Source organism: Pseudoalteromonas sp. HF66 (assembly GCF_011806445.1).
Lineage (GTDB): Bacteria > Pseudomonadota > Gammaproteobacteria > Enterobacterales > Alteromonadaceae > Pseudoalteromonas > Pseudoalteromonas apostichopi.
In genome coordinates this window covers 20032-32410 of sequence record NZ_JAATOU010000016.1, presented here as the reverse complement: position 1 = coordinate 32410, position 12379 = coordinate 20032, and the positions used below count along the sequence as shown (strand labels likewise).

Annotated in this window: 12 protein-coding genes; 7 read left to right on the top strand and 5 right to left on the bottom strand. The window is 41.2% G+C overall.

Going from position 1 to position 12379, the window contains the following annotated elements; translation table 11 throughout:
• Positions 1 to 87 precede the first annotated feature (87 nt).
• Positions 88 to 3489 carry a S8 family serine peptidase gene (locus HCZ11_RS15050; protein WP_167658797.1) on the bottom strand — a complete coding sequence of 1134 codons (3402 nt, stop codon included), beginning with the start codon at positions 3487 to 3489 and terminating at the stop codon, positions 88 to 90.
• Positions 3490 to 3733: 244 nt separating this feature from the next.
• On the opposite strand from HCZ11_RS15050, the gene HCZ11_RS15045 reads away from it, so the two are divergent.
• Together HCZ11_RS15045 and HCZ11_RS15040 are read left to right on the top strand one after the other, a co-directional pair.
• Entirely contained in the window at positions 3734 to 4204 is a 471-nt protein-coding gene (locus tag HCZ11_RS15045) for a DUF2721 domain-containing protein (protein WP_063700612.1), read from the top strand.
• A gap of 159 nt (positions 4205 to 4363) precedes the next feature.
• Positions 4364 to 4816: a cytochrome c gene (locus HCZ11_RS15040; protein WP_130050071.1), complete on the top strand. Its 453-nt coding sequence runs from the start codon at positions 4364 to 4366 to the stop codon at positions 4814 to 4816.
• A gap of 61 nt (positions 4817 to 4877) precedes the next feature.
• On the opposite strand, the gene HCZ11_RS15035 is transcribed toward HCZ11_RS15040, so the two are convergent.
• Complete coding sequence (locus tag HCZ11_RS15035) at positions 4878 to 5528, bottom strand: cytochrome b/b6 domain-containing protein (RefSeq protein ID WP_130050072.1); 651 nt, start codon at positions 5526 to 5528, stop codon at positions 4878 to 4880.
• Positions 5529 to 5679: 151 nt separating this feature from the next.
• Here HCZ11_RS15035 and HCZ11_RS15030 point away from each other — a divergent pair, with 151 nt between their 5' ends.
• Positions 5680 to 6387, top strand: coding sequence for an AzlC family ABC transporter permease (locus tag HCZ11_RS15030; protein ID WP_167658796.1), 708 nt, complete (start codon positions 5680 to 5682; stop codon positions 6385 to 6387).
• Positions 6384 to 6683, top strand: coding sequence for an AzlD domain-containing protein (locus tag HCZ11_RS15025; RefSeq protein WP_130050074.1), 300 nt, complete (start codon positions 6384 to 6386; stop codon positions 6681 to 6683). The genes HCZ11_RS15030 and HCZ11_RS15025 overlap by 4 nt, the downstream gene beginning before the upstream one ends.
• Here the strand turns inward: HCZ11_RS15025 and HCZ11_RS15020 are convergent.
• Complete coding sequence (locus HCZ11_RS15020) at positions 6680 to 7834, bottom strand: iron-containing alcohol dehydrogenase (protein ID WP_130050075.1); 1155 nt, start codon at positions 7832 to 7834, stop codon at positions 6680 to 6682. The genes HCZ11_RS15025 and HCZ11_RS15020 overlap by 4 nt on opposite strands.
• Before the next feature lie 160 nt (positions 7835 to 7994).
• On the opposite strand from HCZ11_RS15020, the gene HCZ11_RS15015 reads away from it, so the two are divergent.
• Both HCZ11_RS15015 and HCZ11_RS15010 read left to right on the top strand, forming a co-directional pair.
• Positions 7995 to 8861 (top strand): LysR family transcriptional regulator, encoded by an 867-nt coding sequence (locus tag HCZ11_RS15015; RefSeq protein ID WP_167658795.1) that lies wholly within the window; start codon positions 7995 to 7997, stop codon positions 8859 to 8861.
• A 67-nt stretch (positions 8862 to 8928) separates the two neighbouring features.
• A complete protein-coding gene (locus HCZ11_RS15010) occupies positions 8929 to 9411 on the top strand; it encodes a glutathione peroxidase (RefSeq protein WP_167658794.1) in 483 nt (160 codons plus the stop codon).
• A gap of 52 nt (positions 9412 to 9463) precedes the next feature.
• Here HCZ11_RS15010 and HCZ11_RS15005 read toward each other — a convergent pair whose 3' ends face one another.
• Entirely contained in the window at positions 9464 to 9652 is a 189-nt protein-coding gene (locus tag HCZ11_RS15005; RefSeq protein WP_082389337.1) for a PA3496 family putative envelope integrity protein, read from the bottom strand.
• Positions 9653 to 10043: 391 nt separating this feature from the next.
• Between HCZ11_RS15005 and HCZ11_RS15000 the strand changes: the two genes are divergently transcribed.
• The gene (locus tag HCZ11_RS15000) at positions 10044 to 10844 is read left to right on the top strand and encodes a YggN family protein (protein WP_167658793.1); all 801 of its coding nucleotides are present in this window, start codon (positions 10044 to 10046) and stop codon (positions 10842 to 10844) included.
• Positions 10845 to 10918: 74 nt separating this feature from the next.
• Here HCZ11_RS15000 and HCZ11_RS14995 read toward each other — a convergent pair whose 3' ends face one another.
• Positions 10919 to 12361 carry a PLP-dependent aminotransferase family protein gene (locus HCZ11_RS14995; RefSeq protein ID WP_130050079.1) on the bottom strand — a complete coding sequence of 481 codons (1443 nt, stop codon included), beginning with the start codon at positions 12359 to 12361 and terminating at the stop codon, positions 10919 to 10921.
• Positions 12362 to 12379: the final 18 nt, after the last annotated feature.

The window sequence follows — 12379 nt, the reverse complement described above, 5'->3', positions numbered from 1 at the left end:
TAAAAAAACGGCAACATATAAGTAGCCTTTGTGAAGCAATGTAAAAAGGGAGCCGAAGCTCCCTTTTATTGTTTACTTATCAAGTAATTACTTTTGCTTACGACGACGCATAAATGCGAACGGTGCAGCAAGTAATGTTAACCATGCTAGTGAACCTGAAGAAGATTTTTTCTTCGCTGGTTCTTCCGCTTCAACTGGTTGCTCAGACGCTTCATCAGCTAGGTTGTTAACAGTAACAGTTACCATAGCAGACTCTGAAACATTACCTGATCTATCAGTTGCAACTACTTCTAGTTCAATTGATGTTAAACCAGCGTCATAATCAAGTACGTCTTGATTCATAACTACAACATCACCTGAAGATGTTACTGAAATAGCTGTTGAACTTGAGCTAATTACAATGAACTCTGTAACAGGGCTTGCTAAATCAGCACCATAAGTTGCTTCTAGCGTACCAATTACCGTACCGTTTTCAGTGTTTTCATCAACAGAGAACTCAGTATCAACAACAACTGGTGGAGTATTCGAGTCTGATTCAGGTGTTGCAGCATACGCTTTAGAACCCGAGTCTGAAAGAATCATGAAGTCTTCACCTGCATTGTATAAAGTAGCTGAAGCACCTGGTTCAATTGAGCTAACAGCTTCACCAGCTTCATCTACAAACATTGCATATACATCACTTGATGCATCTGTGAATGTGTAAGTACCCATTGCAACATCACCTTCTTCAGTTGCAATTGGTGTCCATGTTTCTTCTTCTGTACGGAAACGTACATCTACAGTTGCTCGACCAATGTCATCGGCTGTTAGGCCAAATGCTTCAATACAGCTTTGCATTGTGAGGTGGTTGTTACCGATAATTTGGTAATAATTATCTAAGAAACCAGAAGCACTACCATAGCCGTGAGTAAAGGTAATTGCAGTGCCCGGCTCAACATCGTAGAACCACTCTAACTTACCATTTTGTACTGTAACATCGTAAACACCATCTTGGTCCATATCGAAGTCAGCCATGAAACCACCCACGTAAGAGTGAGTAATTCCCTCGTTTAGCACTAATGTAGTAAGTGTTACATAACCGCTTTCACAAATTTCAGCTGATACAGCAAATGTTTCGATTGATGCGCCTACTAAGTCAAAACGTTGGTCTTCATCAATATCATCAGTCATTACTGTAGGAGCAAATACAGGGTCAAGTGCTACCGCACCTGTGTTTGTTACTTCATGTGCAACGCCGTTATCAGTCACAACTGGCATGAAGCTCATTGCTGCATTTGCTTTTGGTAATACATGGTAAACAAGGTGGAATGCTTCATCGCTGCCATCAGAGAAGATTAGCGCACCATCAAGCTCTAGGTTAGTTAAGTCAGCCGTAGCATCTTGAGAACCAATATTTTCCTCAGTTAAAGTCCACTCAGGTAAAGTTGCAGGATCAATTGTTGCTGTCACTTCAAATGACATTGTTTGACCTGCTGGCACTGTAATTGACTCTGGGTAGTCAAGTGAGAATGAACCACGCTCAACATCGTCTGCATAACGTTGTTCTAGAGAAAGTGTGTACACTTGGTCTTCGTTAGAGAAGTTCTTAACTTGAACTGTTTTAGTAAGCTCAACTGTTTCTGATGCGTTTACTAAACCAAACGAAAGCGCAGCTTGTTTAGTATCTGCAGCCCAAGCAGCTACAGGTAAATTTGCAGCTTTATTTACATCAACAAGACCCGCACCGATATAACTAATTGGTGCAAGCTCAGCGTCTGGGTTAATTGCTAACGGCTCCATAGTTACATTTAGGTTTGCCGTGTTCATTAATGTCGCTTTAATTTCAAACGCGTTACGCTCTGGCAGCGCTTCTTTTAATAAGCTCACCGCACCAGCAGTAATTGGGCCCGAGAATGAAGTACCTGTTGCGCCAGTAAGGCCATCACCAAGGCCTGGGTGAGCAGTCATGATGTTTACGCCTGGTGCTGTAATTTCAGGTTTTAACAACCCGCCCATTGAAGGGCCACGCGATGTGAAGTCTGCAATTGCACCAGATAGAACTAAACGCTCAACTGTTAGGTTGAATGTACCGCCCGCTTTTAAAGCAGTACCCGCTGCAAACGTTACGCCTACAGAAGGGATAGTTACAGTTGGATCTGCACCACCCATAGGTGCTGGCGTGCCATCATCAGTGTTGTTTGCAATAATAACAAACTCTGCGCCTTTAGCTTGTGCTGCTAATACTTTAACTGTAAATGCACATGCACCACGGTCGATGATAACGCCTTTACCTGTAAAATCTACGTCGTCAGCAAACGCTTCACAAGCCGCTTGATTTGCATCTGGGTACACAAGTTCCAAGTTTTCATTAGTGTAGCTAAATGCAGTTTGCGGACCAAAGCTTGCAGGCTGAACAATTGCTTCTTCGCCATTAATTGTACCGCTACCAATTGACTCTTCACCGGTAGGGTGAGTCATCGCACCCACTGAAAGAGCGTTTTCAGTTGTACTTGGGCCACCAACGATGAATGGATAAGCACCATCATTACCAGCAGAGATAACAACGTTTGTACCAAGTTTAACTGCTTGGTTGATGAATAAACCTACTGCATCATTAGCAATATCACCGTAATCGCCACCAAGAGACATATTTACAACATCAACACGGTCGCTCATATCACCGTCACCATTCGGATCCATTGCACTTTCAAGAGCTAAAAGTTGTGCAAGACCTGGACAGCCGCTATTACATACAGAGTAAACAAATAAATCTACGTTTGGTGCAATACCGTTAACAGAGTGAGAAACGTGTGTACCGTGGTTTGTATCTACATCAATAGGATCGGCATCATCGTTAATGTAATCATAACCGCCTAATACCTTACCTTGTGGCCAATCTACTGACGCAGGGTCTGCAATTGCTGCAGCATATGCTTCATCAGTACCCGCACCACCAAAAGCGGTATGAGTGTAGTCAATACCTGTATCAAGCACAGCAACGCGAACACCTTCACCTGTTGCTAAACCATTAGATACTAAAGGAGTTGCTTCAATATAGTCAGCGCTGTCAGCAACATGCAATTCATAATCGTATACTGGGTAAATGCCCTCAACTTGAGAGTTCGATAGTAACTTAGCAACATCTTGCTTATTACCATTGACTACGATTGAGCTTACTAGTGTTGATGTTTTAGCGACAACTTGTACAGGCAAGTCCATACTGTTGATTGCTTGCTCTACGCTTGCTTGCGCTACTTTTGCTTGCGCTTGAATTGACGCTACATCCGCGCCCATTGTTTTAGCATTAACTGATGCTGGAGCATTTAACTTAATTAACCAGCTTGTAGCTTCGCGATGAGCTTTTTGTTCTTTTTTAGTTACCGCGCTCGATTGGATTAATTTTTTGCCGGCAAGATTATATTTAGAAAAGTCATTGGCTTGTGCACTAGCGCACATTGCACTGGTTACAGCCAAAGCAACTGCAGTTCTTTTTATTAGATTTTTAGACATGGGTTCCCCTGGGATATGTTATGTTATCGTCTAAATAGTGATTGAAACAAAGTTTCAGAACCAATATAAAACGGAAACCCTAGCAAGAACAACATTTCTGTTACATAAGAATTACATTCAGCTAAAACAAAGAACACTGAGTTTAAGTAACATATTGTTTTAAAATGATTTAAAGATGCAAGCTAGAGTTGTAAACATTTGTAAATGAACAGTGTATTGAGTTTTAGTAAATAGAGTATTGAAAATGAATTCAGAAGTAATCAACATTCTTACCATGGCAAAGGTGATTCAAACGGCTGTTGCACCGGTCTTTTTAATTACCGGTATTGCAGCAACGTTAGGGGTACTTTCCAACCGCTTAGCGCGTATTACAGATCGAGCGAGACAGTTAGAACGTAAGCTTAAAGTCAGTACCGATGAAGACTTCAATAAGTCACTAACAACAGAACTAAGGGCATTGTTGAAACGCTCACGCTGCATCCATATCGCGTTTAGTTTAAGCGTGCTCAGTGCCTTATTAGTGTGCGCTGTGGTTATGTGTCTATTTTTATCACATATCCAATCAATTAACTTGAGTGTGACAATTGCAAGCTGCTTTGTCGCTGCTATGGCACTGTTAATCTGTGGCTTTTTATCTTTACTAGGCGAGGTTTTCTTAGCAACGAGAAGCATGCGCCGAGGTATGATCTTCGCCGATATTGATATAAATGATTAGGCCGTAATTGACCTTTTGCGATTAATTTTAATCCACAAAGGTCAACACGCCCTAGATTAAACTTAAGTTAAGATTAGCCGCAATACACTTGAATAATACACTAAGCTAAGATACAAACTCAGTTAGTTTATCTTTATGACACTTTAAGGGGCAAAAGGAATGAAATTAAAACAATTAGTATTAGGTGCTATGCTATCGACAATGGCGCTAAGTGCATCTGCAAACTCAGTTTTTGAAGAACCAAGCGATGCAATTGAGTACCGTCAGGCTGCATTTTCAATGATCCGTGTGCAAATTGGCGATATGGGCGATATGTTAAAAGGAAAAGTACCTTTTGATGCAGAACGTTTTCAAAAGCGTGCCAACAATGCAGCAGCGCTATCAAAAATGCCTTGGGAAGCTTTTGTAGCGGGTTCTGATAAAGGTGATACTTCTGCGCTTGCAGCTGTTTGGAGCGACAACGAAACCTTTATGAAAAAAGCGGTTGCTTTCCAGCAATACGCCGATGAATTAGCTGTCGCAGCACAAAGTGGCGATAAAAAAGTTATTGGTAAAGCATTCGGCGCATGGGCTAAAGGCTGTAAAGATTGCCATAAGTCTTTCAAAGACTAGTCTAGTAATAATTTAAACTAAAAAGGCGCTAAGAAGCGCCTTTTTAATGCCTTATAGCAACTTACCCAAGTAAATAGCTGAGCGGCTCAGCACCCCAAGTCGTAAATAACACCACTAAACACACTGCAAAGATAATAAAAGCAATCACTGGTGATTTAGTAACTGGCTCAGTGATTGAGACTTGCTCGCTATTTCCGGTCAACATAGGTTTCACTAAGTTTTTACCCTTAATACGGTAAATAACAATCGCCAAAACGTGCAGCACAATTGCGTACAACAAAATATCAAAATTTAAATGATGTAACCAACCCGCAAACTCTACAGTATCTGAAGAAACATGCTCTACTAGAGGGCCATCCGTTAAAATATCGTCACTGGTCATTAGACCCGAAGTTAACTGCACGATGAGTAAAGCAAAAAAGGCTATCACCATATAACTACCCGCAGCACCATGACCCGCTTTGTGCTCATTGCTTGTAAACGACTTAATAGCAGCAACAGGAGAATGAATGAGCGCAGAGAGCTTCGCCGTTTGACTACCAATAAAACCCCAAATAATACGTGTGATAATAAGCGCCAAGGTAAAGTAGCCTGCAGCAAAATGCAGCTCCAACATACCTTCTTCAGCACTAAAATAGAGTGTTGCGATGGCCGCAACTAATAACCAATGGAAGCTTCTTATAAAGCCATCCCAAACTTTAACTTTAGACATTGTAACTTTCCCTTTAAAAGACGCTAATGACTTGCAGACAGAAATTTCAATAACGGGTTCGGCTATACATTATTACAAACTTCAGTTATTTTGACACACCTCTATTTCAGCTGTTTTGATCTGAGCCATAACAACAAACATGAGCGATAAGATGCATAATTCAACATTAAGAGCCTTACTAAAAGGGTTTTTCGACATGCTTCCTTTATGTCTTGCGGTGTTACCTTGGGGGATTTTATGTGGTTCTTTAGCCGTTCAAAATGGTTTTAGTGCTTTTGAAACACAAGCTATGTCGCTATTGGTATTTGCTGGTTCTGCTCAGCTCGTCGCAATTGAGTTAATGGCTGGAAATACCCCGCTATTAACAATTTTGTTTACCACACTCATTATTAGCTCGCGGCACTTTTTGTATGGTTTAGCTATTCGTCACAAAGTCATAGACCAGCCCTTTCGCTGGCGACTTCCAGTTAGCTTTGTACTTACTGATGAATTGTTTGCTTTTTCGCATCATCGCAGAGCGTATAGAACGAAAGTGCGCTTGATTTACGCGCTAAGTGCCGGGTTTAGCTTTTATATTGCTTGGAATATATGGACTCTGCTTGGTATCGTCGCAGGTAGCTTACTACCTGATTTAACGCACCTGGGGCTTGATTTTGCTATCGCTGCCACTTTTATTGCTTTAGTTATTCCTGGTGTAAAAAACCTAGCGACACTAGCTACTGTGATCACAGCAGGTGTTGTTGCAACGCTATTAAAAAGTCAGGGCTTTCAACTTTGGCTTGTCACAGCAGCCCTTATTGCCATGACTGTCGGTTACCTAATTAGTCGCTGGCAAGCAAAAGAGGAGCATACACAATGATGACCACTATTTTATTGATGGCGTGTATCACCTTCTTCACACGTTACTTATTTTTGCACCGCGCATTACCCTTTAAAGTTGGCCCGAAAATGCAGCAATTCTTAAGTTTTAGCGCCCCAGCAGTACTTACCGCGATTTGGGTACCCATTGTGTTTATTAATGACGAAGGGATAAATTTAGATTGGCAAAATCCCTACCTAAGTGCTGCAGTAGTATCTGTTATAGTGGCTTATAGAACACATAACATTTACTACACAACACTAGCAGGTATGGGATTATTTATAATCTTAAGTTAAACACTGGCAAGTAAAATTGCGTGGCTTTTCTCAAGTGTAACTTGCTCACGCTCACCTAGAGCCGTCATACCGTGGCGTTCCAGCTGAGCGACAAGTTTATCTGCGACACTTTCATCGAGCTTATAGTCGCTTAAACGAGTTGGCATTTTAACACTATGGAAAAATGCTTCTGTCGCAGCAATTGCGCTATCAATAGCCGCATCTTCATCGCTGATATCAAGGCCTAATACTCGCTCAGCATATTGTAATAACTTGCCACGCTTGGTGTCTTTTTGTTCAGCCATCATACGAGGTAATACAATCGCTAATGTTTGTGCATGGTCCAAACCGTACACCGCGGTCATTTCATGACCAATCATATGAGTCGCCCAGTCTTGTGGCACACCAGCACCAATCAAACCATTAAGTGCCATAGTCGCTGACCACATAATATTCGCGCGTACTTGATAGTTATCTGGCTCAGAGAATGCCTTCGGACCTTCTTCAATAAGGGTCATTAAAATCCCCTCAGCAAAGCGGTCTTGTAATTTGGCACCGACATCATAAGTAAGGTATTGCTCCATTGTGTGCACAAACGCATCAACAATCCCATTAGTTACCTGACGCTCAGGCAATGAGAATGTCACCGCGGGATCTAAGACAGCAAAGCGAGGCCGCACAAACTCACTTGCAAACGGCAACTTATCTTGAGTATCTAAGTTTGATACCACACTGAAAGTGTTTGATTCAGAACCTGTTGCAGGCAGTGTTAGAACAACGCCCAGTGCCACTGCTGATTTCACTTCAGCACCTTTTGCTAAAATATCCCATGGTTCGCCAGCAAACTCAGCCGCAGCAGCAATAAATTTACTTCCGTCCACGACAGAGCCACCGCCGACAGCAAGGATATAGTCAATTTGCTGCTCTTTAACTAGCTCTACAGCTTTCATGCATGTTTGGTAGCTTGGATTTGGCTCAATTCCCGCAAATTCAAACCAAGTATGTTCAATCAATGCGGCTTTAACTTGATCATAAACGCCATTTTTCTTAATGCTGCCGCCACCATAAGTAACAAGTACCTTGGCATTCTTTGGGATCTCGTTTTGAATTTCTTTAATTTGCTGCTCACCAAAATGAATTTTGGTTGGATTCTCAAAGCTAAAATTTAACATGCTTACTCCCTTATATTTGTGAGTATTAATCAGTGACACAACTATTGTAGTTATTTTTATACAGGGATAAAGGGAGCAAATAAATAATCACTTTTGCAGACATGCAATAATAAACCACTTAAACTGCTTTAAATTTACTGAAAAACTTAGGGTAAAGATAATGTGGCAAGGCTTAGAGGAATTTTTATATGTTGTTGAGCACGGCAGTTTTACACACGCAGCTAAAGCTATGGAAGTATCAACTTCACATATCAGTCGGCAAGTACAACAACTTGAAAATCGTTTAGGTTCTGTGCTATTTCAGCGCACCACTCGTAAAATTAGTCTCACTGATGCAGGGCGTGAATACGCTGTTAAGTTAAAAGCTATACGCCAAGAGTTAATTGATGCAAACAATCAATTACAAGGTGAGCAGCGCCAACCAAAAGGACTAATAAGAATAACGGGTGCGGGCGAGTTTGTAGCTAACCAAATCGCCCCCAAAGTCGCAGAATTTGTAAAACGCTACCCTGAGGTAGAGGTCGATCTCGACTTTAATAGTCGCAATGTCAACTTAGTTGAAGAAGGCTTTGATTTAGCCATTCGCTTTGGCAGGATGCAAGACTCAAACTTAATTGCACGCCCTTTATGTAAGCGCGTCATGACCCTCGTTGCTAGCCCTGAATACATAGCCAGTCACCCTTCTCTTAAAACGCCTTATGACCTTGCTGAGCATAACTGCTTAATTACCATGCGAAAGCGCTGGCGATTTAATATTGACGATCAAATTAAAGAAGTTCGTATCGATGGTAATTGGCGTAGCAACCACCCGCAGGCTATTTTAAATGCCGCAGTAGCAGGAGTTGGCATTGCCCATTTAGCGTTAGATATCGTGGAACCTTTTTTAAATAGTGGGCAATTAGTAAGCATTCTTGAAGAGTTTCAGGTTGGCGATAACGCATCTTGGTTAGTCTACCCAAGAAAAGATCTATTACCGTTTCGGGTACGTTTACTAATAGAACATTTAACCAATGCATTTGCTGATTAATATTTGCTCTTTTAGAAATATGACAAGCAAGTTAGAATCAGTCTAACAATAATAAAAAGTTATCATTATGAGCGAATTTCACCAACTCTCTGCCACCAGCCTACAAGGCCAAACTGTCGATTTTTCTGATTTTGAAAATAAGGTCGTACTTGTTGTAAATACAGCGAGTAAATGCGGTTTCACCCCGCAATACGAAGGCTTACAAGTACTTCATGATAAGTACCATGAACAAGGCTTGGTAATAATTGGCTTTCCATGTAATCAATTTGGTAAACAAGAACCTGGTGATGCTAAAGAAATAAAAGAAGGCTGCTTAATTAACTATGGTGTGAGCTTTTTGATGATGAGTAAGGTTGACGTAAATGGCGAGCATGCTCACCCTGTGTTTAGATATCTAAAATCAGAGCTGCCTGGTTTTATTACCCGCAAAATAAAATGGAACTTCACCAAATTTTTAATTGGTAAGGACGGCAAAGCAATTAAACGATACGCGCCACTTACAAAACCTGAGCAGTTCGAATCAGACATTCTTGCCGCTTTGAGCAAGTAATAAGGCCTTAAAGCAATAAAGAGGCAAATAGCCTCTTTATTTAAATTTATGCTTAGTCGTTCAAGTACTCATCAAAGTCGTCATCGCCTAAGTTTCTACGCAAGCGTTTTTGTTCAAGATAGTCTTCCAACTTCTTCTTAACGCGTTGCTTTTTCTTGTCGTGTTGATTACGCCCGACCATTTCGTACTCGTCTTCAACAAAATCGTCATCTAGCGCGTCATAACTAAATGTCTTACCCACAACCCACTCCATAAAGTGTTTGAGACCAATTCTTGAGATTAAAATTTGCTCGATGAATTGGCAAAGATTAAAAAGCTCAGTAGTTATTTAGTATCTAAAAAACCACCAAAATAAAGCCATACACCCATGCTAAATAGGTCATATGTCAATATTGTGAATAAATAGCGCTAAATTTGATTTCTGAAAAGTGAGAGTTTTTTATCGTTTCGATAAAAGTCATTTATGCATGTGTATTTTTTAGTTAATTTGACTAAAAAATGGTTAAAAAATTATTCCGTGCACTTCCAACAAAAACCCTAAAAAACCATAAGCCAATGAAATAAAAGAATTTATAATATTTGGCATCCTATTTGATTATATTTTTATGTCATTTCAAACAGGAAAGAAAAAAATGAAAAAGTTATTGTTACTAAGTTCTTTATTTATCGCTACCAGCGCAATGGCTCATAACGATAATGATACAAATATTTCATTCAGCGGTGAGCAATGTGATGTCGAATTTATAAATGATGTGCGTATCACTCCAAGTGAGTTAGAAGTATACACAGCCGATAATCGCAGCATGAAAATCATCGACCAACATACTTTATATATCGATGGCCAAAGCGTATCCCTTAATGCTTCACAACAGCAAGCAATTGCAGATTACTCAGACAGCTTGCGCAGCCAACTTCCTGAAGTAGCTAATATCGCACTTGATGGCGTAAAAATAGCAGGCGTAGCAATCGAAGAAGTATCAAATGCTTTCAACATTGATGGCCTAAGTGACATTTCAGAATTAATGGACGATATCAGCGTAGAAGTGCAAAACGCTTTCTACCAACAAGGTGCGTTCACAATGGGTCAACAAAACTTTGAAAAATTTGGCCAAAACTTTGAAGACCAATTCGATGAGCAAATCGAATCAGCAGTAGAGTCAGCCATGATGCAATCGATGGGCAGTATTTTAGTGGCTCTTGGCTCTGAGCTTTTAGGTTCGGGTGGCGACATGGATGAGTTTGAGCAACGTATGGAAAACATGGGCGCACAAATCGAAGCTCGCGTAGAAACCCAAGCAGCTCAGCTAGAAGAGCGAGCAGATGCATTGTGTGGCAGTTTTGCTGATATCGCTCATAAAGAACAAGAATTAGTGGTTCTAGTACCACAGCTAAAAGAATATCAATTATTTACTTTTAAACAGAACGCAGAGTAATTGACCAGTTAAGAAATTAACATCCCTGAACCAAAACACTTGGTCCTTTCGCGCAGAGCTTGCTCTGCGCTTTTTTATTTTTTGGCCAGCACGGTCAGTTGCGATAACGTTTTAATCGCCTGTTCCAAACTTTCAGACCAAGGCAAACCATAGCTTAATCGAAAACAACTACGGTACTTTTTACCCGCTGAGAATATCAACCCAGGGGTAATACTAATCCCTGCCTCAAGTGCCAAATGAAATAGTTTTACCGCATCATATTGGCTACCAAGATCAACCCAGATAACACAGCCCCCTTGCGGGTTACTAATACGCGCACAACTTGGCATATATTGCTGCAGGCACCAAATCATACGCTCTTTGTTGGTACTTAAGCGCTGTCTAAGCAAACGAATGTTACGGTCGTACTCACCACTGGCTATAAACTCATACAAGGTCCACTGATTTATAAGCGGCGCAGAGCAACTAAGCGCGCGTTTGTGTCGCCTTGCTTGTTCAGCAAACTTACCTGCAATGATCCAACCTATGCGGTAACTAGGTGCGGCTGTTTTTGAAAACGACGCACAGGTGATCACTAACCCCTTTTTTGAATAAGCTTGTGCAGGAGTGGCACGCTTAGCTGTAAAATGTAGGTCGCCATAAACATCATCTTCAATGAGCACCACCTCGCGCTGCTCTAAAAGTGCCACTAATTGCTCACGCTTGGCATCAGGCATAAAACTGCCAACTGGGTTATTTAATGAGGTTGAAAACACACAGGCTTTTATATCATGCTCATCGAGTGCTTGAACCAAGTCATCTAGCCATATTCCTTCATCGGGGCACAGCGGTATTTCCAGTGCCTTCAAGCCTAAGCTCTCAATTAATTCAATAATGCCAAAATAACAAGGCGACTCGATAGCAATAACATCCCCGGGTTTAGCAACGCACTTCAGGGCAATAGCCAACGCCTCTTGGGCACCATTGGTGATCACTAACTCATCGCTATCAACCCCAATGCCAAAGTCCAAATAGCGATGAATGAGTTGTTTTTTAAGTGGTGCAAAACCATCCATCGGGCCGTAATTAATTGCCGATGCGCCAGCCAGTGTCATTACTCGGCGCATTGTTCGTGCCAGCGCCTTATCTGTCGGAGCTGCGGCTACTGGGTTAGCAATGCCAAATGGCACCACATTGGCTTTATGGATGGCACCATAAACTTGCTCAATCAATCCTTGCTTGTTTACTGTGGTTGGCTCTCGACTAAGCCTGACTCGCTTTGGCCGAGACTGATTTAACTGAGAAGACTTTAAAAAGTACCCAGACTTTTCTCTCGCTTCAATCAATCCTTGCCCTTCAAGTAATTGATAAGCTTGTTTTACCGTAGGAATGCTAATGTTTAGCTTATCTGCCATTTTTCTGAGCGAAGGTAATTTCTCACCCGGTAATAGCGAGCCCTGCAAGCAAAGATCTCTAACTAGCTGAATAACTTGTTGATATAAGAACTCACTGTTACTGCGACTGATAACTTGTGACATAGCCCACCAAACTGTATA